This is a genomic window from Pseudomonas sputi (assembly GCF_021603585.1).
In the GTDB taxonomy this organism is placed as follows: Bacteria; Pseudomonadota; Gammaproteobacteria; order Pseudomonadales; family Pseudomonadaceae; genus Aquipseudomonas; species Aquipseudomonas sputi.
The window spans coordinates 295,244-319,259 of record NZ_BQHI01000005.1; the positions used below are offsets into that span (position 1 = coordinate 295,244).

Annotated in this window: 19 protein-coding genes and 1 tRNA gene; 8 read left to right on the top strand and 12 right to left on the bottom strand. The window is 61.1% G+C overall.

What is annotated here, in order from left to right; translation table 11 throughout:
* Positions 1 to 42: 42 nt before the first annotated feature.
* From L6D81_RS10090 to L6D81_RS10115, 6 genes are all read left to right on the top strand, one after another.
* Positions 43 to 339 carry a pyrroloquinoline quinone biosynthesis protein PqqE gene (locus tag L6D81_RS10090; protein ID WP_236178935.1) on the top strand — a complete coding sequence of 99 codons (297 nt, stop codon included), beginning with the start codon at positions 43 to 45 and terminating at the stop codon, positions 337 to 339.
* Positions 340 to 614: 275 nt separating this feature from the next.
* Complete coding sequence (locus tag L6D81_RS10095) at positions 615 to 2,420, top strand: phenylacyl-CoA dehydrogenase (RefSeq protein ID WP_236178936.1); 1,806 nt, start codon at positions 615 to 617, stop codon at positions 2,418 to 2,420.
* Positions 2,421 to 2,679: 259 nt separating this feature from the next.
* A complete protein-coding gene (locus tag L6D81_RS10100) occupies positions 2,680 to 4,794 on the top strand; it encodes a cytochrome-c peroxidase (RefSeq protein WP_236178937.1) in 2,115 nt (704 codons plus the stop codon).
* Positions 4,795 to 5,005: 211 nt separating this feature from the next.
* Positions 5,006 to 6,295, top strand: coding sequence for a GGDEF domain-containing protein (locus tag L6D81_RS10105; RefSeq protein WP_007959861.1), 1,290 nt, complete (start codon positions 5,006 to 5,008; stop codon positions 6,293 to 6,295).
* Positions 6,296 to 6,385: 90 nt separating this feature from the next.
* The gene (locus L6D81_RS10110; protein WP_236178938.1) at positions 6,386 to 8,182 is read left to right on the top strand and encodes an acyl-CoA dehydrogenase C-terminal domain-containing protein; all 1,797 of its coding nucleotides are present in this window, start codon (positions 6,386 to 6,388) and stop codon (positions 8,180 to 8,182) included.
* A 184-nt stretch (positions 8,183 to 8,366) separates the two neighbouring features.
* Positions 8,367 to 10,145 carry an acyl-CoA dehydrogenase C-terminal domain-containing protein gene (locus tag L6D81_RS10115; protein ID WP_236178939.1) on the top strand — a complete coding sequence of 593 codons (1,779 nt, stop codon included), beginning with the start codon at positions 8,367 to 8,369 and terminating at the stop codon, positions 10,143 to 10,145.
* A 228-nt stretch (positions 10,146 to 10,373) separates the two neighbouring features.
* Here the strand turns inward: L6D81_RS10115 and L6D81_RS10120 are convergent, their stop codons facing one another.
* Positions 10,374 to 11,303, bottom strand: a complete 930-nt coding sequence (locus tag L6D81_RS10120; RefSeq protein ID WP_236178940.1) for a LysR family transcriptional regulator — start codon at positions 11,301 to 11,303, stop codon at positions 10,374 to 10,376.
* A gap of 169 nt (positions 11,304 to 11,472) precedes the next feature.
* Here L6D81_RS10120 and L6D81_RS10125 point away from each other — a divergent pair, with 169 nt between their 5' ends.
* Positions 11,473 to 12,756 (top strand): aspartate aminotransferase family protein, encoded by a 1,284-nt coding sequence (locus tag L6D81_RS10125; protein WP_236178941.1) that lies wholly within the window; start codon positions 11,473 to 11,475, stop codon positions 12,754 to 12,756.
* A 207-nt stretch (positions 12,757 to 12,963) separates the two neighbouring features.
* Complete coding sequence (locus tag L6D81_RS10130; protein WP_003228885.1) at positions 12,964 to 13,122, top strand: YqaE/Pmp3 family membrane protein; 159 nt, start codon at positions 12,964 to 12,966, stop codon at positions 13,120 to 13,122.
* A 3-nt stretch (positions 13,123 to 13,125) separates the two neighbouring features.
* On the opposite strand, the gene L6D81_RS10135 is transcribed toward L6D81_RS10130, so the two are convergent.
* The 11 genes from L6D81_RS10135 to L6D81_RS10185 form a co-directional block, all read right to left on the bottom strand.
* Positions 13,126 to 14,934 (bottom strand): S9 family peptidase, encoded by a 1,809-nt coding sequence (locus L6D81_RS10135; protein WP_236178942.1) that lies wholly within the window; start codon positions 14,932 to 14,934, stop codon positions 13,126 to 13,128.
* On the bottom strand, positions 14,900 to 16,072 hold the full coding sequence (gene pqqE, locus L6D81_RS10140) for a pyrroloquinoline quinone biosynthesis protein PqqE (protein WP_192559139.1): 1,173 nt from the start codon (positions 16,070 to 16,072) through the stop codon (positions 14,900 to 14,902). Before pqqE ends, L6D81_RS10135 begins: the two co-directional genes overlap by 35 nt.
* Entirely contained in the window at positions 16,044 to 16,319 is a 276-nt protein-coding gene (gene pqqD, locus L6D81_RS10145; protein ID WP_236178943.1) for a pyrroloquinoline quinone biosynthesis peptide chaperone PqqD, read from the bottom strand. Before pqqD ends, pqqE begins: the two co-directional genes overlap by 29 nt.
* Entirely contained in the window at positions 16,316 to 17,068 is a 753-nt protein-coding gene (pqqC, locus tag L6D81_RS10150) for a pyrroloquinoline-quinone synthase PqqC (RefSeq protein ID WP_011336228.1), read from the bottom strand. Before pqqC ends, pqqD begins: the two co-directional genes overlap by 4 nt.
* Positions 17,069 to 17,089: 21 nt before the next feature.
* Positions 17,090 to 18,001 carry a pyrroloquinoline quinone biosynthesis protein PqqB gene (gene pqqB, locus L6D81_RS10155; RefSeq protein WP_007959878.1) on the bottom strand — a complete coding sequence of 304 codons (912 nt, stop codon included), beginning with the start codon at positions 17,999 to 18,001 and terminating at the stop codon, positions 17,090 to 17,092.
* An 84-nt stretch (positions 18,002 to 18,085) separates the two neighbouring features.
* Positions 18,086 to 18,160 (bottom strand): pyrroloquinoline quinone precursor peptide PqqA, encoded by a 75-nt coding sequence (pqqA, locus tag L6D81_RS10160; RefSeq protein ID WP_003444522.1) that lies wholly within the window; start codon positions 18,158 to 18,160, stop codon positions 18,086 to 18,088.
* A 159-nt stretch (positions 18,161 to 18,319) separates the two neighbouring features.
* Positions 18,320 to 20,746 carry a pyrroloquinoline quinone biosynthesis protein PqqF gene (gene pqqF / locus L6D81_RS10165; protein WP_236178944.1) on the bottom strand — a complete coding sequence of 809 codons (2,427 nt, stop codon included), beginning with the start codon at positions 20,744 to 20,746 and terminating at the stop codon, positions 18,320 to 18,322.
* A 38-nt stretch (positions 20,747 to 20,784) separates the two neighbouring features.
* Positions 20,785 to 21,579, bottom strand: coding sequence for a carbon-nitrogen hydrolase family protein (locus L6D81_RS10170; RefSeq protein ID WP_007959880.1), 795 nt, complete (start codon positions 21,577 to 21,579; stop codon positions 20,785 to 20,787).
* 12 nt (positions 21,580 to 21,591) lie between these two features.
* Entirely contained in the window at positions 21,592 to 23,274 is a 1,683-nt protein-coding gene (locus L6D81_RS10175; protein ID WP_236178945.1) for a flavin monoamine oxidase family protein, read from the bottom strand.
* A 146-nt stretch (positions 23,275 to 23,420) separates the two neighbouring features.
* Positions 23,421 to 23,882: an Lrp/AsnC family transcriptional regulator gene (locus L6D81_RS10180; protein WP_007959884.1), complete on the bottom strand. Its 462-nt coding sequence runs from the start codon at positions 23,880 to 23,882 to the stop codon at positions 23,421 to 23,423.
* A 56-nt stretch (positions 23,883 to 23,938) separates the two neighbouring features.
* Positions 23,939 to 24,015, bottom strand: a tRNA-Ile gene (locus tag L6D81_RS10185).
* Between the last annotated feature and the right edge of the window lies 1 nt (position 24,016).

The window sequence follows — 24,016 nt, forward strand, 5'->3', positions numbered from 1 at the left end:
TTAAATGGCACCCATCGATCCTTCCCAAGGATGAGAGCTCCCATGGAAATCTCCGGAAACACAGCTTTTTATGCAGGTCTGAGCACCATTCAGACCGGGCAGAACCGTGTCGATCAGGCCGCCAGCCAGATTGCCAGCAGCACCATCGAGCGTTCGGTGACCAGCCAGTCTTCGCAAGTGCAGGTTGATCGTCTGCGTTCCGTGGATCCCGCCCAGCAATCAGACCTGGCGAGCAACATGGTCGAGATGGCCCAAGGCAAGTTTCAGGCGGAACTGGGCGTGAAAGTCGCCAAGGCTTCCGATGAAATGCTCGGTACGATTATCGATACGTTCGCCTGATTATTTGATCTCCGCTTTGTCAGACGCCGCGACTGTTCGCGGCGTTTTTCGTTGTAAGTCCTTCTCCCTCAACTAATCTTTTTTCAGTGCACATGGCTCGGTCGGGCGCATGTCGCGCGGCTGTGTCCGGCGTTCGGAAAATGTGATGACGAATGGCAAAAGAACGACGCTTGACAAGATTTCGGCGTAAACGTATGTTTCAAACAACTGTTTGACCGTCACAACAAATCAACGCGGTCGTTCATTCCCGGTTACATCAGCAGAGGTTTATCGCTATGCCTGACTACAAGGCCCCCTTGCGTGATATTCGCTTCGTTCGTGACGAACTGCTCGGCTACGAAGCGCACTATCAGAGCCTTCCAGCGTGTGCAGAAGCAACGCCGGACATGGTTGACGCCATTCTCGAAGAGGGCGCCAAGTTTTGTGAGCAGGTGCTGGCACCGCTGAACCGCGTGGGTGACACCGAAGGCTGCAACTGGAGCGAGTCCGGCGTGAAAACCCCGACTGGCTTCAAAGAGGCCTACAAGCAATTCGTGGAAGGCGGCTGGCCAAGCCTGGCCCATGACGTCGAGCACGGCGGTCAGGGCCTGCCTGAGTCGCTGGGTCTGGCTGTCAGCGAGATGGTCGGCGAAGCCAACTGGTCGTGGGGCATGTACCCGGGCCTGTCGCACGGCGCGATGAATACCATTTCCGAGCACGGCACCCCAGAGCAGCAGGAAGCCTATCTGACCAAACTGGTGTCCGGCGAATGGACCGGCACCATGTGCCTGACCGAGCCGCACTGCGGTACGGACCTGGGCATGCTGCGCACCAAGGCCGAACCTCAGGCCGACGGTTCCTACAAGGTTTCCGGCACCAAGATCTTCATCTCGGCCGGTGAGCACGATATGGCCGACAACATCGTCCACATCGTACTGGCCCGCCTGCCGGACGCACCGGCCGGCACCAAGGGCATTTCCCTGTTCATCGTTCCGAAGTTCCTGCCGAACGCCGACGGCACCGTCGGTGCACGCAACGCCGTGACCTGCGGTTCGATCGAACACAAGATGGGCATCCACGGCAACGCGACCTGCGTGATGAACTTCGACGGTGCGACCGGTTTCCTGATCGGCCCGGCGAACAAAGGCCTGAACTGCATGTTCACCTTCATGAACACCGCACGTCTGGGTACCGCGCTGCAAGGTCTGGCCCATGCCGAAATCGGTTTCCAGGGTGGCCTGAAATACGCTCGCGATCGCCTGCAAATGCGTTCCCTGACTGGCCCGAAAGCGCCGGACAAGGCCGCTGACCCGATCATCGTTCACCCAGACGTACGCCGCATGCTGTTGACCATGAAGGCATTTGCCGAAGGCAACCGTGCGATGGTGTACTTCACCGCCAAGCAGGTCGACATCGTCAAATACGGCGTGGACGAAGAAGAGAAGAAGAAAGCCGACGCGCTGCTGGCCTTCATGACTCCGATCGCCAAGGCGTTCATGACCGAAGTCGGTTTCGAAGCCGCCAACCACGGCGTACAGATCTACGGCGGCCACGGCTTCATCGCCGAGTGGGGCATGGAGCAGAACGTTCGCGACAGCCGCATCTCGATGCTGTACGAAGGCACCACCGGCATCCAGGCACTCGACCTGCTGGGCCGCAAAGTGCTGATGACTCAAGGCGAGGCCCTGAAAGGCTTCACCAAGATCGTCCACAAGTTCTGCCAGAACAACGAAGGCAACGAAGCCGTTAAAGAATTCGTCGCACCGTTGGCTGCACTGAACAAAGAGTGGGGCGAGCTGACCATGAAGGTCGGTATGGCCGCCATGAAAGACCGCGAAGAAGTCGGCGCGGCCTCCGTGGATTACCTGATGTACTCCGGTTATGCCTGCCTGGCCTACTTCTGGGCTGACATGGCGCGTCTGGCAGCTGAAAAACTGGCCGCCGGCACTACCGACGAGGCGTTCTACACCGCCAAGCTGCAAACCGCGCGCTTCTACTTCCAGCGCATCCTGCCGCGTACTCGTACGCACGTGGCCACCATGCTGTCGGGTGCCAACAACCTGATGGACATGAAAGAAGAAGACTTCGCACTGGGCTACTAAGCCTTAACGCGGTCCTTCAAAAAACCGCTGCGCCTTCGGGGGCAGCGGTTTTTTTTGCCCGGATTTCCCCAATCCCGGTGCTGATTCCCCAGCATTCATGACGTCGCTAATCCGCCGAACCCCTGCGCATATTGATTCAAAGTATTTCAAGAAGAGTGGCCAATTAATTGCACTGCCCGAATTACCGGTGCTAACCAGAACTGCCTGCTCCAAGAAGCAAGACGCCCGGCACTTAACAACAATCGTCAGGGTGAAGCCTATGAACATCAGTCGACTCGCTCGTTTGACCTTCTGGTTACCCATCGCGCTGTCCGTCCACCGCGCGTGGGCCGCCGACCCCGCCGTAGTCGATCCTCCCGCGCCGGAGGTGCCTTCTCTGCAATCGCTGCGCGGGAGGGTGCCCCCCGATCCGTCCGGGACCGAAGACGGGCGCAAGGTCGACCTGATGACCGACTATGTGCTCAATCGCCAGGCCGCGATCCTGCTGGGCAAAGCGCTGTTCTGGGACATGGAGGTCGGCAGCGATGGCGCCACGGCCTGCGCCTCCTGCCACTACCACGCCGGCGTCGATCACCGCATCACCAACCAGCTCAACCCCGGCCAGGCCCATACCAACGCCAACGTCGCGTCGATCTTCAACAAGCCGTTTGTAGCTTCCGACATTCCGGGGGATGTGGCGTCCTACGCGACGTTGTCCGGCGGCAAGGGCGGCCCGAACTACACGCTGAAGAAAACCGACTTCCCGACCCACGTTTTGAGCAATCCGCTGGAGCGCAACTCGCCCATCGTGTACTCGACGGACGACGTAGTAGGCTCGCAAGGCGTATTTGACGCCAACTTTGTCAAACCCAATCAGGCGCGTTTCGACAAATGCACTCAGCAACCGGACGGCATTTTTCAGGTCGGCGGCATCAACGTGCGTCGCAGCACCGGGCGCAATGCGCCGTCGGTGATCAACGCCGCGTTCAACGTGCGCAACTTCTGGGACGGCCGGGCCAACAACGTGTTCAACGGCTTCTCGCCGTTCGGCAACCGCGACCCGGATGCCGGGATTTATGTGACCAGCGAGCGCAGCACGGTCGCGACCAAAGTGCGGCTGGCGCTCAACGATGCGTCTGCCGCCTTGCAAGCCGTCGGCCCGCCCGGCAGCGCAGTAGAAATGTCCTGCGGTGGCCGCACCTTTGCCGACATCGGTCGCAGGATGCTCGACACGCTGATGCTCAAGCAGCAGCGGATCTCGTCCACCGATTCGGTACTGGCTCCGGTGTCCGGCGCACGGCGACCGACCTATCGCGAGCTGATCAAGAACGCCTTCCAGCCCCGGCTGTGGAACGCCACGCAGAACGTTCTGGTGGGCGGCGCACCGTACACCCAGATGGAGGCCAACTTCCCGCTATTCTTCGGCCTGGCGATCCAAATGTATGAGGCGACGCTGGTGTCCGATCAGGCGCCGATCGATGCCTATTTGCAAGGCGATCACGCCGCGATGAACGCGCAACAGGTCGAGGGCATGAACCTGTTTCTCGGCAAGGGCAAATGCGTCAATTGCCACGGCGGGCCGGAGCTGACCAACGCCGCCAGCCGTCTGCTGATGCACCCGCGCGAACGCATCGAACGCATGGTGATGGCCGACAACCTGATCACCCTTTACGACAACGGCTTCTACAACACCGGTGTGCGCCCGACCTCGGAAGACCTCGCCCTCGGCGGCGCGGATGCCTGGGGCAATCCATGGTCGTTCACCCGGCAGTACAACAGCGTGTTGCAGGGCGGCCGGTCGGTGGATCCGCTGGAGGTCGATGTCTGCACGTTCGAGGCGCCATTGAGCGCGGCGATTCCGTGCGATGCCACGCTCAAGCCGAATGTCGGTTTCCGCGACTCGGTCGACGGTGCGTTCAAGACCCCGACCCTGCGCAACATCGCCCTGACCGGGCCGTACTTCCACAACGGCAGCCGCTCGACGCTCAAACAGGTGATGGAGTTCTACAACCGTGGCGGTGACCGGCGCGGCGAAGACGCCAATAACACCAGCGGCTTCGAGCATCCGGCGGTGAACCAGCACAACACCTCCAACCTTGATCCGGACATGACGGCGCTGAACCTGACGCCTGACGAAATCGACGCGCTGGTGAAATTCATGGAAGTCGGCTTGACCGATCCGCGCGTGGCCTGGGAGCGAGCACCGTTCGATCATCCGTCGCTGGTGATCCCGCACGGCCATATCGGCGATGAAAATGCCGTGACTCAACGCCCGGCCAGCCCGAAAGCCACGACCCGTCAGGCGATGGACGCTTCGTTCAGTCTCAAGCCTTACGGTGCTGAAGGTCGGCCGGCAGCAGAGGGGCCATTGCAGCCGTTCTACAACGATCTCTGAGCAGTAAAAACACACCATGGCCATCAAGTATGATGGCCATGGTGGCCGTCTAGCGGCCATTACGCAAAAAACCTTACTGAATTACTCAGCAACTGCGAATGTCGGCCGTTAAAGAGACAGCCTGTGATCTGGATCACATTGTGTGTGCTTAACTGGCCACATTGCAGGCACAATGCCATCTCTTTGCCATGACGGGTCGGAGCTTTTACCCTTGCCGCGTTCTTCCGCTGTACGTTTCAGTCATTTCCTGCCTTCACTGCTGTTGTTGCTCGCGGGGCTGGCGGCTGCGTACGTCAAAGACCTCAACGTGTTCTTCACCTCGCTGTTTAACGTGCTGCCGACTCTGGTGCTGCTGTTGGGCGGTTCGTACTGTGCGGTTTACCGACGTCAGCGTGAGCTGTTTCTGATGGTCACGGTGTACATCGCCTACTTCCTGCTCGACACCCAGACCGACTATTACCGTGACAACGGCAAAGTGCGTGAAGACGCAGCGGTGGTGTTCCATCTGGTCTGTCTGCTATTGCCGCTGTTGTTCGGCCTGTTCGCCGCTTGGCAGGAACGCACGCACCTGTTTCAGGACATGGTGGCGCGCTTCGCCGTGCTGCTGGCCTTTGGCAGCGTGGCGCTGGGGCTTGAGCAAAGTTACCCGCAGGCGTTGCTGATGTGGCTTTCCGAGATCCGCTGGCCGGCGCTGCATGGCGCATGGATGAGCCTGATCCAGTTGTCGTATCCGGTGTTCATCTCGGCGTTTCTGTTGCTGGCCTGGCAATACTGGCGCAACCCGCGTCCGCTGCACGCCGCGCAACTGGTGGGCTTGCTCGGGGTGTTCTGGATGCTGCCGAAAACCTTCATCCTGCCGTTCACCCTGAACATCATGTGCAGTCAGGTGATGTTGATGATTGCGGCGGCGGTGGCGCACGAGGCTTATCAAATGGCCTTCCGCGACGAACTCACCGGTCTGCCGGGCCGCCGCGCACTCAACGAGCGCATGCAGCGTCTGGGTCGCAACTATGTGCTGGCGATGAGCGACGTCGATCACTTCAAGAAATTCAACGACACCCACGGCCACGACGTGGGGGATCAGGTCTTGCGGCTGGTCGCCAGCAAGCTGTCCAAAATCAGCGGCGGCGGTAGGGCGTATCGCTATGGCGGTGAGGAGTTCGCCCTGGTGTTTGCGGGCAAGACTCTTGAAGAGTGCATGCCGCACCTGGAAGTCATCCGTGAGTCGATTGCGTCCTACAACATCCAGCTGCGAAATCAGGAAAGCCGCCCGCAGGATGATCAGCAGGGCCGTCAGCGTCGCTCGGGGTCGGGCGCGTCCAGCGTGTCGGTCACCGTCAGCATCGGCGTGGCCGAACGTCTGGAACAGCGCACCCCGGAAGAGGTGCTGAAATCCGCCGACCAGGCCCTCTACAGCGCCAAGGGCGCAGGCCGTAACTGCGTGATGGCGTTCGGGCAGAACCGCCGTGGCGCGGTGCGCATGGACAACGCCGCAGGTTGAGTGATGACGGCGCATTCAGCGTCTGGACAGTGATTGTGGGGCAGGGTGGCCGGCAGTAGGTTGAAGCAATCTGCTGAAGGAGAAGCCACCATGCCCGAGTACAAAGCTCCCCTGCGCGACATGCGCTTTCTGATCGACCACGTCTTTGACTTCCACACCCAGTACGCGGCCCTCGGCGCTCACGACGCCAGCCCGGACATGATCAACGCGATCCTCGACGAGGGCGCGAAGTTCTGTGAGAACGTTCTGGCACCGCTCAATCGCAGCGGCGACGAAGAGGGCTGCCATTTCGACAATGGTGTGGTGACAACGCCTGCAGGCTTCAAGCAGGCCTTCGCACAATATGTCGAAGGTGGCTGGCACGGTCTGGCGGCAGATCCGGCTTACGGCGGCCAGGGCTTGCCGAGTTCGCTGGGGCTGGTGATCAGCGAAATGGTCGGCTCCAGCAACACCTCCTGGGGCATGTACCCGGGCCTGACCCACGGCGCCATGTCGGCGATCCACGCCCACGGCACCGAGGAACAGAAAAACACCTATCTGCGCAAACTCACCGCCGGCCAGTGGACCGGCACCATGTGCCTGACCGAAGCCCATTGCGGTACCGATCTGGGCATCATCAAGACCCGCGCCGTGCCCCAGGCCGACGGCAGCTATTCAGTGACCGGCAGCAAGATCTTCATCTCTGCCGGCGAGCACGACATGAGTGACAACATCATTCATCTGGTGCTGGCCAAACTGCCGGACGCACCGGCCGGGACCAAGGGCATTTCGCTGTTCATCGTGCCGAAATTCCTGCCGGATACCGCCGGCGAGGCAGGAGAGCGCAACGGCGTTTCCTGTGGCTCGATCGAACACAAAATGGGCATCAAGGCCTCGGCCACCTGCGTGCTGAACTTCGACGACGCCAAAGGCTTCCTGATCGGCGAGCCGAACAAGGGCCTGAACTGCATGTTCACCATGATGAACCATGCGCGTCTCGGCACCGGGATGCAGGGGTTGTGTCTGGGCGAAGCGAGTTTCCAGGGCGCGATTAAGTACGCCAATGACCGCTTGCAGATGCGCGCCCTGACCGGCGCCAAAGCCCCGGACAAACCGGCGGATCCGATCATCGTCCACCCGGACGTACGGCGCATGCTGCTGACGATGAAAGCTTTCAACGAGGGCAACCGCGCGCTGACCTATTTCACCGCGCAAATGCTCGATGTCGCGCACCTGAGCGCGGACGCCGAGGCGCGTCAGGAGGCCGAAGACCTGTTGGCGTTCCTGACCCCGATCTGCAAGGCGTTCATGACCGACACCGGGCTGGAAGTGACCAACCACGGCATGCAGGTGTTCGGTGGCCACGGATTTATCCGCGAGTGGGGCATGGAACAACTGGTTCGTGATTGCCGCATCGCGCCGATCTACGAGGGCACAAACGGCATTCAGGCGCTGGATCTGCTCGGGCGCAAAGTGCTGGGCAGTCAGGGCAAGCTGCTGCGTAACTTCACCAAGATTGTCCACAAATTCTGCGCGGCCAACGCCGGGCATGCGCAACTGGGTGAATTTGTCGCGCAGCTTGATGGCCTCAACCAGCAGTGGGGCGAGCTGACCATGAAGGTCGGCATGGCGGCGATGAAGAACCCGGATGAAGTGGGCGCCGCGTCGGTGGATTACCTGATGTACAGCGGTTACATCGTTCTCGCCTACCTGTGGCTGCGCATGGCGCTGGTCGCGCAGGCGCAGCTGGAGTCGGGCGAGGGTGATGGCGATTTCTGTCAGGGCAAACTGGCGACGTGCGAGTTTTACTTCAAGCGGTTGCTGCCGCGCACCGCTGCGCATCGTGCGGCGATCGAGGCGGGCAGCGATTGCCTGATGAAACTGCCGGCCCAGTTGTTCGCTCTGTAACACGGCGCTGGTAAACCAAAGAGCCCGCTGATTGCGGGCTTCTTTATGGTTGATTGCTGATGACTAAAAATAACAAATCAGTCACCGCCTGACCCTATGTGTCGCAAAAGTTGTTGGGTTACACTCCAGCTCAACGAAAACACCCTTCCACGAATCACCTGTTTAGATCTTTGCGAGGTTTGCCATGGCTGACTACAAAGCGCCGCTGCGCGATATGCGCTTCGTCCTCAATGAAGTGTTCGAAGTCGCCAAACTCTGGGCCGAACTGCCGGCCCTGGCCGAGACCGTGGACGCGGAAACCGTTGAAGCCATTCTCGAAGAGGCCGGCAAGGTCACCAGCAAAAGCATCGCGCCCCTGAGCCGCGCGGCCGACGAAGAAGGCTGCCACTGGGCCGACGGTGCCGTCACCACGCCGGCCGGTTTCCCTCAGGCCTATCAGACGTATGCCGAAGGCGGCTGGGTCGGTGTTGGCGGTGATCCGGCCTACGGCGGCATGGGCATGCCCAAAGCCGTGTCGGCTCAGGTCGAAGAAATGGTCAATTCCGCCAGCCTGTCCTTCGGTCTGTACCCGATGCTGACCGCCGGCGCCTGCCTGTCGATCAACGCCCACGCCAGCGAAGAACTGAAAGCCGCTTATTTGCCGAACATGTACGCCGGTGTCTGGGCCGGTTCCATGTGCCTGACCGAGCCGCATGCCGGCACCGACCTGGGCATCATCCGCACCAAGGCCGAACCTCAGGCCGACGGTTCCTACAAGGTCAGCGGCACCAAGATCTTCATCACCGGCGGTGAGCACGACCTGACCGAAAACATCATCCACCTGGTGCTGGCCAAGCTGCCGGATGCCCCGGCGGGTCCGAAAGGCATTTCGCTGTTCCTGGTGCCGAAGTTCATGGTCAATGCCGATGGCAGCCTGGGCGCACGCAACCCGGCCAACTGTGGTTCGATCGAACACAAGATGGGCATCCAGGCTTCGGCCACTTGCGTGATGAACTTCGATGAAGCCGTGGGTTACCTGGTCGGCGAGCCGAACAAGGGCCTGGCCGCGATGTTCACCATGATGAACTACGAGCGTCTGGGCGTCGGTATCCAAGGCCTGGCCACCGGCGAGCGCTCGTACCAGAACGCCATCGAATACGCCCGCGACCGCCTGCAAAGCCGTTCGCCGACCGGCGCGCAAAACAAGGACAAGGTGGCAGACCCGATCATCGTCCACCCGGACGTGCGTCGCATGCTGCTGACCATGAAAGCCTCGAACGAAGGCGGCCGTGCGTTCTCCACCTATGTGGCGATGCAACTCGACACCGCCAAGTTCAGCGAAGACGCTGCCACCCGTAAACGTGCGGAAGACCTGGTTGCCTTGCTGACACCTGTGGCCAAGGCGTTCCTGACTGATCTGGGTCTGGAAACCACTGTCCACGGTCAGCAGATCTTCGGCGGCCATGGCTACATCCGCGAGTGGGGCCAGGAGCAACTGGTGCGTGACGTGCGCATCACCCAGATCTACGAAGGCACCAACGGCATTCAGGCGCTGGACCTGGTGGGGCGCAAGATCGTCGGCAGCGGCGGCGCGTTCTACAAACTGTTCGCCGACGAGATCCGCCATTTCACTGCAACCGCCAGTGCCGATCTGGGCGAATTCACCCAACCGCTGAATGACGCCGTCGGCACCCTCGACGAGCTGACTTCGTGGCTGCTGGACCGGGCGAAAACCAACCCGAACGAAATCGGCGCGGCGTCGGTCGAGTATCTGCAAGTGTTCGGCTACACCGCTTACGCCTACATGTGGGCACTGATGGCCAAGGCCGCGCTGGGCAAAGAAGCGCAGGACGATTTCTACGCGAGCAAACTGGGCACGGCGCGGTTCTATTTCGCCCGTCTGCTGCCGCGGATTCACTCGTTGAGCGCGTCGGTCAAGGCCGGCAGCGAGTCGCTGTTCCTGCTGGACGCTGCACAGTTCTGATGATGTAACGTCATGTAAGCGATCTCTTACATGACGTGCTGCTGTTCTCCCATAGGCGTAGATTGGATCCAGAGCTAATCTACTTTCCATGGACGTCGCGCAGGAAGCGCAAAGCAACAACACGGACACGTAGGATTCTGCCAGGGTGGCGGAGTGAAATGGATGTCAGGGAAACAGTCTGCAAAGCCCCGCTTCGGCGGGGTTTTCTTATGCCCGCAGAAAAAGTTTTCAGCTCAGCGCGTCCAGTGGCGGCGCACCTTTCAGCGGCTTTTCCTCGCGCTGCATCACTTCCTCCAGCAACGTTCGCAACAAGGCCAATGACGCCTGCTGGCGCTGCACATCGCGACACACCAGCCCGACCTTCAACGGCACGCGCGGCTCACTCAACGGTTTCCACAGCAGATCCTGATCGTCGTGCTCCTTTTGCGAACGACCGGGCAGCACCGTCGCCAGACGCGTATGCGGCAGGCTGTCGAGAATCCCCACCATGTTGTTCAGTTCTGCCTGAACTTGCGGGCGTCGTCCGAGGCTGGCCAGTTGCGCTTGCCAGATCTGGCGGATCTGAAATTCTTCGCCCAACAGCAACATCGGCAATTCGGCGGCCTGACTCATCGAGACTTTCTTGAATTCCCGCAGCGGATGATCCGCCGGGATGACCAGCGTCAGTTCATCTTCGTACAGCATCACGCCGTGCAGCCCCGGCTGGCGAGGCGGCAGGTAGCTGATGCCGATGTCCAGCGAGCCATTGAGCAGACGCCGTTCGATCTCCAGCCCCGTCAATTCATAAATCTGCACCACCAGATGCGGCTGGGCCTTGCGCACTCGCTCCAGCATTTGCGGCACCAGGCTGGTGTGCACGGTCTGCAGCACGCCGATCGCCAGCGTACGTAATGCCTGACCCTTGAAGTTGCCCAGCGCCTCACGCGCCCGCTGCATACCGTCGAGCAGCGGCAGGGCGTGGTTGTACAACGTGTGGGCGGCTAGGGTCGGCAACAGGCGTTTGCTGCTGCGCTCGAACAGAGTGACGTCGAGGTTCTGTTCCAGATGGCGAATCTGCTGGGACAGCGCGGGCTGAGAGATCGACAGGCGCTCTGCGGCGCGTCCGACGTGACCTTCTTCGTAGACCGCGACGAAATAACGCAGTTGTTTGAAATCCATAAGTAACACTTATCGAAAATGCTGGGAAATCGAAATGGCTCGACACCGTGAACCGGCCTAGTCTAACCGCATTCACAAGGCTTACAGGGCCGGAAAGCGCAATGACCAGCGTTTGTTTCGAAAGTGTTTACATAGGCAGTTCAAAAAACCTCGATCGAGGTTTTTTTCAATGAATCTGTTCAGCTTGCGGCGCCAGACGCCGAGCCTCGATGACCTGGCTTTTGAAACCCGTGAATCGGATGCCGCTGATGGCTTGAATGCCGAGCGCCTGATGCCCAGCGTCGAGCGTCCGCAGCAGGTATTCGTTCGCGGCCAGGGTTCCTGGCTGTGGGACAACAATGACCGCGCCTACCTGGACTTTTCCCAGGCCGGCGGCGCCAACAGCCTCGGCCACAGCCCTTCGGCGCTGGTCAAGGCGATCGCCAGCCAGGCCCAGGCCCTGATCAATCCCGGTTTCAATCTGCACAACCGCGGCATGCTCAGCCTCGCCGAGCGTCTGTGTGCCAGCACTGCCAGCGATCAGGCCTACCTGCTCAACAGCGGCAGTGAGGCCTGTGAAGCGGCAATCAAACTGGCGCGCAAATGGGGTCAACTGCATCGCGGTGGCGCTTCACGGATCATTGTCGCCAGACAAGGCTGTCACGGACGTAGTCTGGCGACGATTTCGGCGTCGGACAGTTGCAACCTGCAAAACCGTTTCGCACCGTTGCTGCCCGGTTTCGATCCGGTACCGTTCAATGACCTGCCGGCGCTGCATGCAGCGGTGGATGCGCAGACCGTGGCGATCATGCTCGAACCGATCCAGAGTGATGCCGGAGTAATCGCGGCGACCGAGCATTACCTCAAAGGTGTCGAACGCCTCTGCCGTGAGCTGGGGATTCTATTGATTCTCGACGAAGTGCAGACCGGCATCGGCCGCTGCGGCACCTTGCTCGCCGAACAGTCCTACGGCGTTCGCGCCGATATCGTCGTGCTCGGCAAGGGCCTCGGCGGTGGCGTGCCACTGGCGGCGCTGCTGGCGCGAGGCAAGGCGTGCTGTTTCGACTCCGGCGAGTTGGGCGGCACTCATCATGGCAACGCACTGATGACCGCCGCAGGGCTGGTGGTGCTCGACAGCGTGCAGGATCGTGCTTTTCTCGAGCAAGTCCGGGGCAACGGCCAGTATTTGCGCGAAGGGCTCGCCCGTCTGGCCCATCGTTATGAACATGGCGATTTGCGTGGGCAAGGGCTGTTCTGGGGACTGACCCTGTCGGAGGACTCCGCCGAGGCTGTGGTCAAAGCCGCACTTCACGAAGGCTTGCTGCTCAACGCCCCACAAGCCAACTGCCTGCGCTTCACCCCGGCGCTCAACGTCAGCAAGGCCAACATCGACGAAATGCTCCTGCGCCTGGCCCGCGCCTTCTCCCGGGTCCGCACTGCGCAACTGCAATGCCGCAAAGGCATTGCCGTCTGAGCTGAAGTTTCCCACCCGAATTCAAGAACCGTCTCGCGGTATAACGCACGCCCCACGCCTGATTCTTTTGACGTGGGGCGTTTTTTTTGCGGCCGGGTAATGGCAATCAAATGGCGAGATCACGGGTTGCACTGAACCCTGACGAACGGCACAGGTCGATTAGCTTGTATGGCTCAGGTGAGCCAACCCCCAATCAGGAGCTGCCCCATGGACTTTATCCGCATCATCATTGCCATTCTGTTGCCGCCTCTGGGTGTGTTTCTGCAGGTCGGGTTCGGCGGCGCGTTCTGGCTGAACATTCTGTTGACGTTGTGCGGCTACATCCCTGGGATCGTGCATGCGGTGTACATCATCGCCAAGCGCTGAGATTTAATCCGCCAGGCCCATCACCCGCCGGTAGAACCGCCATTCCTGCTCCAGTGCATGGGCCTGATTGGCGGCCCGGCGGAAGCCGTGACGTTCATCGGCGTAGTAATGCGCTTCGACCTCAATGCCGTTTTGCTCCAGGGCCGCGACCATGTCGCGGGTCTGTTGCGGCACGACGACGGCGTCCAGTTCACCCTGAAAGAAAATCATCGGCACGCGGATGTTGCCTGCGTGCAGCAACGGCGTGCGGGCCGCGTAGCGTTCGGCGTCCTTCTCCGGATCGCCGATCAGCCAGTCCAGATAGTCGCCTTCGAACTTGTGTGTCGCGCGGGCCAGGGCCACCGGGTCGCTGACGCCGTAGAGGCTGGCGCCGGCGCGGAACACCTGATGGAACGCCAGAGCGCACAGTGTCGTGTAACCACCGGCGCTGCCGCCACGGATGAATGCACGCTCACCGTCGATCCTGCCGCGTTCGGCCAGATAGGCCACCACTGCGCAGGCGTCCTCGACATCTACCGCGCCCCAACTCAGATGCAGCGCCTGCCGATACTCCCGCCCATAGCCGCTGCTACCCCGGTAATTGAGGTCGGCGACGGCGAAACCGCGTTGCGTCCAGTACTGGATGCGCGGATCCAGCATCGGGTAGCAGGCCGACGTTGGACCACCGTGAATGAACACCACCAGCGGCGGTTTCTCATCGCCATTCGTCGCCGGGTAAAAGAAGCCGTGTGCTTCACCCGCACCGCTGGGGTAGCGCAGGGTTTGCGGTCGGCTGATGCGCTCGGCGGGCAGCGGTGCGACACCGCCGGCCAGGACATCCACTTCACGCGATTCGCGATCGATGGCGATCACCGCAGAAGGGCTGATCGGTGAGGCGCCAATGCAGTAAATGAATTGTTCATCGACGGCCAGATGACGGAAACGGCTGTAGTCGCCGGTAAAGTCTTCACCGTTAAGCGCCAGACGGCCGAAACCGCCTTCGCTCCAGCTCGCCAGAAAGCTTTCGTCAGTGGGCAACCAGGTGCAGCCGCCTAGTTGCCATGGCGCCGGCGCGTGATCGGCCGGAGCACAAGGCAGCGGTTGCAAACTTCCTGCAGACTCGACCCACGGTTGCCAATAGCCGCCACGGTCGGTCAGGCAGCCCAGTCGTCCGCTGGTATCGAAACGCGGTTGCTGGATCGACTCTTCCAGCGTTTCACCCGCCACACAACGTGGGACGGAAAATCCATTGCCCGAGCGCTCCGCGAGCATCAGCCGAGTGGACGTCCACGGCTGGTGCGGGCGGCTCCATTCGATCCACGCCAAGCGCTGGCCGTCCGGACTGATGATCGGCGACGCGTAAAAATCCGCACCTTCAACCAGCATTTGGCGGTCGCCATTCGCCAGATCGATAGCCACCAGCCGATGGCGATCACCATCCTCTTCAACGGCCAGCACCTGCCCGTCGGCGTAGTTCAGATCGCCATAGCGACACTCGCCGGACGTCAATGCCACGGGTTCGCCATCCAGCGTCTGGCGATACAACTGCTGGTCCGCCTCGTTGACGAAAACCACCCCGTCAGGCGTCAGGCAAAACGCCCCACCACCATATTCGTACACCCGACTGCGCACGCTGAAGCCCACAGGTGTCAGACATTTCACTGCGCCATCGCCCCAGTGCCAGATCCGGCAGGCGGCGTCTGTCGGGCGATATTCATTCCAGAACAAGCCATGGGCGCCGAGCTGCAATTCGGCGAAGTCCACGCCGGCAGCAACGGCGGCGATGGCGCTGAAAGGCTCAGCCTTTGGCGATGAGGCGCGAGTTTCGTTCATTGCGAAAGGCCAGTTGTTCAATGGTCTGGGTGGCGTGCTCGGCTTCTTCTCGGGCCTTGAGGATCACACCGTGATGTTCGGACTTGCTGCACACCGGGTCGGCATTGCTGGCATCGCCGGTGAGCATGAAGGCCTGGCAGCGGCAGCCGCCGAAATCCTGTTCCTTCTCGTCGCAGGAGCGGCACGGCTCGGGCATCCAGTCATAGCCGCGAAAGCGGTTGAAGCCGAACGAGTCGTACCAGATGTGCTGCATGCTGTGGTCGCGCACATTGGGAAATTGTACCGGCAGCTGTCGGGCGCCATGACAGGGCAGGGCGGTGCCGTCCGGGGTGACTGTCAGAAACAGACTGCCCCAGCCGTTCATGCAGGCTTTCGGGCGTTCTTCGTAGTAGTCCGGAGTGACGAAAATCAGCTTGCACGGATGCCCTTCGGCTTCCAGCTTGGCGCGGTATTCGTTAGTGATGCGTTCGGCCCGCACCAGTTGTTCCTTGGTCGGCAAGAGGCCGACACGATTGAGCTGCGCCCAGCCGTAGAACTGGCAAGTAGCGAGTTCGACGAAGTCGGCCTCCAGCGCAATGCACAGTTCAATGATGCGGTCGATCTTGTCGATGTTGTGCCGATGGGTGACGAAGTTCAGCACCATCGGATAGCCGTGGGCCTTCACGGCGCGGGCCATTTCCAGTTTCTGCGCGAAGGCCTTTTTCGAACCGGCGAGCAGGTTGTTCACTTGCTCGTCGCTGGCCTGGAAACTGATCTGGATGTGGTCGAGGCCGGCCTTCTTGAAGTCGCTGATCTTCTGTTCGGTCAGGCCGATGCCGGAGGTGATCAGGTTGGTGTAGAAACCCAACTGGCGCGCTTCGCGGATCAGTTCGGCGAGGTCCTGGCGCACCAGCGGTTCGCCCCCGGAAAAGCCCAGTTGCGCCGCGCCCATTTCCCGCGCTTCGCGAAACACCTTGATCCACTGCTCGGTGCTCAGCTCCTTGCCCTGCTCGGCGAAATCCAGCGGATTGGAGCAGTACGGGCATTGCAGCGGGCAGCGGTAGGTCAGCTCGGCGAGCAGCCACAACGGCAGGCCGACTTCCGGTTTGGCCGGGACCTGCACCGATGACTCAGGCAAGTTCGATCCAGTGCTGCGCACGGGCAACCTCCATGAATTGCTCGATGTCGTCACCGAGCTCGGGCACACCGGGGAACTGTTTGTCGAGCTCGGCGATGATCGCCGCGACATCCCGCTCCCCGTCGATCAGGCCGCCGATCAGCGCGGCGCTGTCATTGAGTTTGATCATGCCCTCCGGGTACAGCAGCACGTGGCCTTTCTGCGCCGGTTCGTACTGGAAACGGTAGCCGGGGCGCCAGGTCGGGGTCTTGCTGCGGTCGAAACTCATAAGGCGATTCCTTTATGCCAGACCCGTTGATCGGTGACGCTGTGATACGGCGGGCGGTTCAGTTCGTAGGCCATGCTCATGGCATCGAGCATGCTCCAAAGAATGTCCAGTTTGAACTGGAGAATTTCCAGCATGCGCTCCTGACCTTCGCGGGTCTTGTAGTGCTCCAGCGTGATCGCCAGACCATGCTCGACATCACGCCGGGCCTGGCCGAGACGGGTGCGGAAATACTCGTAGCCCGCGGGGTCGATCCACGGGTAATGCTGCGGCCAGCTGTCGAGACGCGACTGGTGGATCTGCGGCGCGAACAGCTCGGTCAGCGAACTGCTGGCGGCTTCCTGCCAACTGGCGCGGCGGGCGAAGTTGACGTAGGCATCGACGGCGAAACGCACGCCGGGCAGCACCAGTTCCTGGGAGCGCAGTTGATCCGGATCGAGACCGACGGCCTGGCCCAGACGCAGCCAGGCTTCGATGCCGCCGTCTTCACCGGGGGCGCCGTCGTGGTCGAGCAGGCGCTGGATCCACTCGCGGCGGATTTCGCGATCCGGGCAGTTGGCGAGGATCGCCGCGTCTTTCAGGGGGATGTTCACCTGATAGTAAAAGCGGTTGGCGACCCAGCCCTGAATCTGCTCGCGGGTGGCCCGGCCTTCATACATCGCCACGTGATACGGGTGATGAATGTGGTAATAGGCGCCTTTGGCGCGCAGGGCCGCTTCGAATTCGGCGGGGGACAGCGGGGTGTCGGTCATTGCGGTTCTCCGGGCCATTCGTTACAGGACGATGCTCATGCCGTCATACGCCACTTCAACATTGCGCCGAACCAGCTCCGCGCGCTCCGGGGAGTCTTCGTCGAGAATCGGGTTGGTGTTGTTGATGTGGATAAGCACCTTGCGCTGCTCGGGAAGCTGTTCCAGCACTTCGAGCATGCCGCCGGGACCGTTCTGCGCCAGGTGGCCCATTTCGCGGCCAGTGCGGGTGCCGACGCCACGACGCTGCATTTCATCGTCATCCCACATCGTCCCGTCTACCAGGACGCAGTCGCTGCCGGCCATGATTTCCAGCAGTGGCGCATCGACCTTGCCCAGGCCCGGGGCGTAGAACAGTTTGCCGCCGGTGCTGAGGTCTTCGACGATCAGGCCAATGTTGTCGCCCGGATGCGGGTCGAAGCGGTGCGGCGAATAGGGCGGCGCTGCGCTGCGCAAAGGCAGCGGCGTGAAGCGCAGGTTCGGGCACGCGGCGACGGTGAAGCTCTGGTCGAGTTCGATGCGGTTCCAGTCCAGCCCGCCGTTCCAGTGCTTGAGCATGGTGAACAGGGGGAATCCGGTGCTCAGGTCTTCGTGGACCATGTCCGTGCACCAGACCTGATGCGGGCAGCCTTCGCGCAGGCTGAGCAGGCCGGTGGTGTGGTCGATCTGGCTGTCCATCAGGATGATCGCGCTGATGCCGGTGTCACGCAGGGCCCGGCCCGGTTGCATCGGGGCGAAGCTCTGAAGCTGCGCGCGGATGTCCGGCGAGGCGTTGCACAGCACCCAGTTCACGCCGTCATCGGAAATCGCGATGGACGATTGGGTACGGGCCTGGGCATTCAGGCTGCCGTCGCGAAAGCCGGCGCAATTGACGCAGTTGCAGTTCCACTGCGGAAAACCGCCACCGGCGGCCGAACCCAGAATCTGGACGAACATGAACGCTCCATCATTTCAACGCTGAAAATAAAACGCCCCGGCGAGCCGAGGCGTTGCACTGCAATGTTCTGCTTGAGGCAGGACTCAGCGGCTGGCGAAGTACATGGTGACTTCGAAGCCGATGCGCAGGTCGGTGTAAGCAGGTTTGGTCCAAGCCATCGGGTGACTCCTTTTTCAGGTGGGTGAGATAGCGCTATCCATAGGTATAGTCCACGGCAGCGCAGGGATGTTCCAAATAGTTAGGTGGCTATGTTACTCAAAATTTCAGGGGGTTTGCCCGTGAATCTTTGAGAAAGCTCCTTGCAGCCCCGGTAATGATCATTTTGACGCTTCCCACGGTGCGCCCGGCGAAGGGCTGTTGGCCAGCACGTGCCAGCCGCCTTCGGCGCGGATCAAGCAGTGTGCGGCGGCCAGCAATGCCTCGCGGTCAAGCTGACTTATGGCATTGCTCAGTTGATTCAGGTAATCCGACGAGTGGCCGGCAAGTTTTGCCTGCCACTGCAGTTCGGCAGCCTCCTTGCCCGACAGGATGCCGGGATCCAGTTGTACGGCAAGGATCTGGCGCTGCTCGACGAGCGAGGCGTCGTCGATTGTTTCGATCAGCGCGGGGATGCTTTCGATGAACTGTTGAACGTGATCCAGCAGTTGCTCGGGAGTGACTGTCGGCGATTGCACGCCGAACTGCCATCCACCTTGGCCGTGCACCTGCCTGAAAGCACTGAACACCGCGTATCCCAGTTGCAATTCACCTCGTAGCCGCTGGTAGAACGGCGTGTGGCACAGGTGCGCAAGGAAGCGCCACGCGGCTTCGCCGGGGATGTCCGGTCTGGCGGTCGGGCAAAACAGCAGTAATGCGTGTTCGCTGGAGTCGCTGTCGAACTGATCCCACCGCAGTTGTGCGTGGAATGCCGGCAGGTACGGTAATTCAGGGGATGGCTTACCGGGTATGCGGCTCAGGGCCAGTCCCATGGCCGATTGGGAATGGGCATCAAGACCCAGCGCCAGGCCATCCCAGCGGGAAGTTGTCCACAGCTGATCGGCATCATCGGATTGCGCAACCACGGGCAGGCAACGCTCGGGCCAGACCTTGAGCAATTGACGGATCAGCATCGATGGCACTGGCGGCTCACTGCTTGGCGAGTCGGCATCAACCTGCGTCAGATATTTCAGTGCATGTTCCAGCACCATGGGCAGCGTGTCCTGCAGGCCGGTCAATTTCAGCAGCCACTGATTACCCGTAGTGCTGAAGGACAATTCGACCCCGGCCTGACGCGCGTCGTCAGACACTTCCCGCAGACTGCGTTGCAGTTTCGCTTGCAGCTCGGTCGTGGCCGCCGCTTCCGTCTGCCAGCGCACATACACCGCGCCTTCGTCACCGTTATCCGGCAGCGCCTGGCGAAATTGCATCGGCGAGCGCTCCCGGCGGCCGCGTGAGCGATCCTGAGCGAACGTGCGCAAACCTCGGTGTGCGCTGGTCTGGCCACGAATCAGGCCGGCGTTGGCCAGCGGCTCGGCTGCGCGCAGGAACGGGTTGGGGGCGGGCAGATGCCAGTGACAGCTGAAGTTATCCACAGTGCCGATTTTGCCGAGAATCACTCTAAGCGCCGTGACGGCGGAATCGGACAGGTCGCTCTCGAGTTGTTCGCTGTCGAGTCGCGCCAGCTGCACTGCACCGCTGACTTGCTGCTGCCGCTGAAGCTGTGCCGAATATTCCGCACGCAGGGACGGCCAGTCTTGCTGGGCCGCGAAGAAACTCAACCAATCGAGACATTCTGCCCGAATGGCGTCGATTGACCCGGATGTCGCAGTGAACTGAAGGTGCAGCAAAGCCTGCTCAGCAAACTGATAGGGCACACAGGCCCGCAAGCTCTGCGCCAGACCCCGCTGCTGCAAATGCGCGAGCAACCCACCGGGCTTGGCGCTGTTCAACCAGTGGCAGAGAAACGCCAGCGCTTCGGCCGACGACACTGGCAAGTCCTCCAACGCAAACAGCAGATTGTCGCGGCGCTCGCCGACCTGTTGATAACTTGCCTGAGCGGTATCCATCAAAGGAACGGGGGATATCTGTTCAGTTTTATCCCCAGCCGTCAGCTCGGCGGCAAACTGTTCGGCCAGCGTGCGCAACTCTTCGACACTTTGCGGCCCGACCAGACTCAGGGTCATCTGCCCGGTGCGGTAGAACTGCTGGTGGAAGTCTTTCAATGCCTGTTGAAAGTCCGGTTGCTCTACCGGCAGGCTGTCGCGGTTTCCGGCGTGGAAACCGCGTAACGGGTGCTTCGCTGACAACCCTTCGAACAGCGCTTCTTTCTGCTGAGCTGCAGTATCCTGCGACCACGCGACAAACTCCGCCTGCAACACTTCCCGTTCCCGCAACTGGTCGTCCGGATTCATACGCGGATGGGCGAGCATGTCTGACAGACGCTCCAGTCCTTCGGCAAAAAACGCTGGTGGCAACTCAAAAAAGAAATCGGTGGTGCGCTCGCGGGTGCTGGCATTCACCTGGCCGCCGTGACCTTGCACGTAGGCCATCAGCCCTTGCTGTGCAGGAAACCGCTCGGTGCCAAGGAACAGCAAATGCTCAAGAAAGTGCGCCAACCCTGGCCACGCCAATGACACGTCATGACTGCCGGCCGCCACTCGCAACGCAGCGCCGCTGCGTTTCAGGCCGGGCACGTGACGCAGGGTCACACGCAAGCCGTTGGCCAGGGTTTCGGTGTGGGGGCGGGGGTGAGTCGGCGCAGGCATGGGCACTTCCAGAACAGTGAAGTGCCCATGCTAGCGGATTAGCGCTTGTTGAGCGCGTCGTAAAGTTCGGGGCGGCGGTCGTTGAAGTAGCGGTTGGCGCTGCGCGAGTCGACCATCAACTGGCGATCCAGCTCGCCGACGATCAAGGCTTCGTCCAGTCCGGCCTGAGCAATGCGGCTGCCATCCGGCGCGGCGATGCTGCTTTGCCCGCAGTAATGGATGTCGCCTTCGTGGCCGCAGTAGTTGGCGTAAGCCACGTAGCACTGGTTTTCGAAGGCGCGGGAGCGCACGGAGACGTCAGCAATGAAATCGAAGGGAATCATGTTGGCTGTTGGCACCAGAATCAGCTCGGCGCCTTCAAGGGCCAGGCGCCGGGCGTTTTCCGGGAATTCCAGGTCGTAGCAGATCAGGAAACCGAGCTTCCAGCCGTTGAGCTCGACGATGGGAAATTCACCGTCGCCGGGGCTGAACATCGAACGGTCCAGATCACCGAACAGATGCGTTTTGCGGTAATTGCACAGGCGCTCGCCGTTCGAATCGATCAACTGCACGGCGTTGTAGATCTGTCCTTCGGCAGTGCGTTCAGGGTAACCGTAAAGAATCGCCAGGCCGGCAGCCTTGGCGATCCGTCCGACTTGCTGCGCCCACTCCCCGTTGTAGACCTCGGCCAATGTTGCGACCGCCTCCTTGCCGATGTTGTAGCCGGTCAGGAACATCTCCGGTACCACCAGCAGGTCGGCGCCTTTGGCCTCCATCGCCAGTTGGTGCAGGCGCTGGAGGTTGGCGGCGGGTTCCAGTGGCAGCGGTGGACATTGGTAAAGGGCTACACGCATCAGGGATTCCTCTTACTCGGGCAGGGCGATCGGGCCGATGTCGTTGAACACATCACCCGGGCCGGGGTTCTCTTTATGTGTGGACCCGCCGAAGTGCTTCATGATTCCCCACACCGCGTTGAGCGACGTCTGCACCGCGCCCTCCACCCAGGCCGGCGTCCACGACACGTCGTCGCCGGCGATGAAGATCCCGCGCTGCTCCGGCGGCATGTCGTCCTGCATGAAGTGCGCGTACATGCGCTGGTTGTAGCGATAGTGGCCGGGCAGTGCGCCCTTGAACGCGCCGAGGAAGTGCGGGTCGGCTTCCCAGGACACGGTGATCGGATCGCCGATGATCCGCGCCGCGATGTCGACTTTCGGGTAGATCTTCTTCAGTGCATCCAGCGCCAGTTTCACGCGTTTTTCCACCGGGTGGGGGAGCATCTTCAGCGCGTCGCTCATCCACGAGTAGGACAGGCAGATCACGCCGGGTTTGTCGTCGCCGTTGTCGAACAGGTAAGTGCCACGGGTCAGGCGGTCGGTAAGGGTCATGCTCATCAGGTCCCGGCCGGTTTCCGGGTCCTTGTCCTTCCAGAATGGGCGATCGACCATCACGAAGGTTTTCGACGATTGCATGTAGCGGGTGCGGTCCAGGGCCATCCACATTTTCTGCGAGAACAGGGTTTCGTCGCATTCGATCTGGGTGGTCAGCAGCCAGCTCTGGCAGGTGGTCAGTACGGCGGCGTATTCGCGGGTGTCGCCATTGTTGTCGGTGACCGCGAAACGTCCATCAGGCGCGTGGGCGATTTTCTTCACCCCGGAGCGCGGGGCACCGTGGTGCAAGGATTTCAGGCTGGTGCCTTGCGGCCAGTGTACGCAGCGTTCCGGCGCATGACGCCAGATGCCTTGTGGCACTTGCTCCACACCGCCAACCACCAGGTGCTGGTGATCGTCGCAGTTGGTCATCACCACGCGGAAGATTTCCAGCATCGAATTGGGGAAGTCCGAGTCCCAGCCGCCGGTACCGAAACCGACCTGTCCGAACACTTCGCGGTGATGAAACGACAGTTTGGCGAAGGCTTTCGACGTGGCGACGAAGTCGTAGAACGTGCGGTCGTCCCACAGCGGTACCAGGGTGTTCCACAGCTCCTTGAGGCGTGGCACGTCACGGTCGCGGATCGCTTGCTGGATATCGGAGAACTGCGAGCCGGTTTCCAGAGCGTCGGCCCAGGCGTCAGCCACTTCCTGGAACAGTGCAGGAAGATCCTTCAGGCTCTGTGCGTAGTGGGTTTTGCCTTCCAGATCGATCACGGTGCTGCCGGAAGCCGGCGTCAGCGGGTTGGGGAAGGGCTTGGTCTCCAGACCGAGTTTGTCGACGTAGTGATAGAACGCGGTGGAGGACACCGGGAAGCGCATGCCGCCAAGTTCGGCGACGATGCCGTCAGTGCCGTTGAATGCCTGGGAGCGCAGACGGCCGCCGAGCTTCGAAGCCTCATACACAACCGGTTTCAAACCGAGCTTCATCAACTCATACGCCGCCACCAGACCGGCGATGCCGGCACCGACGATCGCCACTTCGGCACCATGGTTGTGCTCGGGAATGCTGCCCAGGCCGGCCGGGTGTTCGATCCAGTCGTCAAAAGCGAAAGGAAAGTCCGGGCCGAAAATGGTGATCGGTTTCTTGCCGTCTGCGGGATGGCGATTGTTCTTGTTCATGACTGACCTTACTGGCGACCCGACGCTGGAGGCGCGTCTGAGTATAGGAAAAGATGCCAGCCATTCTAGGGAGCGTAGAACACGTTAATAAGACGCAATGTGTCGTCGTTTTGAGCGTTATTACTGCAATATGACGAAAGCAGTGATCAAACTGGATGCCCGCGATCAATCTTGCTGCTGAGAATGATCGAGGTCGTGGTCTTCTCCACGCCGTCTACGCTGCCGATCTGATCCAGAAGCTGATCGAGCTGCTCCGGCGAATCAGTCCGCAACCACGCCACATAATCAAACTCGCCACTCACCGCGCACAATTGCTGCACCTGTGCCATCGCGCTCAACCGGCGCAGCACTTCTTTGCCGGAGCGTGGCTGCACCTTGATCCCAACGTAGGCCTGCAAGCCGCCATCCACGACACGCTGCCCCAGACGTACGCCGTAACCGGTGATGACCTTGGCCTTTTCCAGTCGGGCCAGTCGCGAAGTCACGGTGGTGCGGGCGATGCCCAATTGCCGGGCCAGCATCGCCACGCTTTCGCGAGCGTTGATTTGCAGGGCAGCGATCAGCTGGCGGTCGATTTCATCGAGCACGGGTGGGCGGATGTCGGGCAAGGGACTTCTCCACGCAGGTACGAAAAAGCCGCACATAAGCGCGGCTTTTTCATGTTTGGTGGGCCCACACGGACTTGAACCGTGGACCAAAGGATTATGAGTCCTCTGCTCTAACCAACTGAGCTATAGGCCCT

What these genes read in the sequence shown, in the direction of transcription:
- L6D81_RS10090 (WP_236178935.1), top strand. Translation starts at nt 43, where the DNA reads ATGGAAATCTCCGGAAACACAGCTTTTTATGCAGGTCTGAGCACCATT.
- L6D81_RS10095 (WP_236178936.1), top strand. Translation starts at nt 615, where the DNA reads ATGCCTGACTACAAGGCCCCCTTGCGTGATATTCGCTTCGTTCGTGAC.
- L6D81_RS10100 (WP_236178937.1), top strand. Translation starts at nt 2,680, where the DNA reads ATGAACATCAGTCGACTCGCTCGTTTGACCTTCTGGTTACCCATCGCG.
- L6D81_RS10110 (WP_236178938.1), top strand. Translation starts at nt 6,386, where the DNA reads ATGCCCGAGTACAAAGCTCCCCTGCGCGACATGCGCTTTCTGATCGAC.
- L6D81_RS10115 (WP_236178939.1), top strand. Translation starts at nt 8,367, where the DNA reads ATGGCTGACTACAAAGCGCCGCTGCGCGATATGCGCTTCGTCCTCAAT.
- L6D81_RS10120 (WP_236178940.1), bottom strand. Translation starts at nt 11,303, where the DNA reads ATGGATTTCAAACAACTGCGTTATTTCGTCGCGGTCTACGAAGAAGGT.
- L6D81_RS10125 (WP_236178941.1), top strand. Translation starts at nt 11,473, where the DNA reads ATGAATCTGTTCAGCTTGCGGCGCCAGACGCCGAGCCTCGATGACCTG.
- L6D81_RS10130 (WP_003228885.1), top strand. Translation starts at nt 12,964, where the DNA reads ATGGACTTTATCCGCATCATCATTGCCATTCTGTTGCCGCCTCTGGGT.
- L6D81_RS10135 (WP_236178942.1), bottom strand. Translation starts at nt 14,934, where the DNA reads ATGAACGAAACTCGCGCCTCATCGCCAAAGGCTGAGCCTTTCAGCGCC.
- pqqD (WP_236178943.1), bottom strand. Translation starts at nt 16,319, where the DNA reads ATGAGTTTCGACCGCAGCAAGACCCCGACCTGGCGCCCCGGCTACCGT.
- pqqC (WP_011336228.1), bottom strand. Translation starts at nt 17,068, where the DNA reads ATGACCGACACCCCGCTGTCCCCCGCCGAATTCGAAGCGGCCCTGCGC.
- pqqB (WP_007959878.1), bottom strand. Translation starts at nt 18,001, where the DNA reads ATGTTCGTCCAGATTCTGGGTTCGGCCGCCGGTGGCGGTTTTCCGCAG.
- pqqF (WP_236178944.1), bottom strand. Translation starts at nt 20,746, where the DNA reads ATGCCTGCGCCGACTCACCCCCGCCCCCACACCGAAACCCTGGCCAAC.
- L6D81_RS10170 (WP_007959880.1), bottom strand. Translation starts at nt 21,579, where the DNA reads ATGCGTGTAGCCCTTTACCAATGTCCACCGCTGCCACTGGAACCCGCC.
- L6D81_RS10175 (WP_236178945.1), bottom strand. Translation starts at nt 23,274, where the DNA reads ATGAACAAGAACAATCGCCATCCCGCAGACGGCAAGAAACCGATCACC.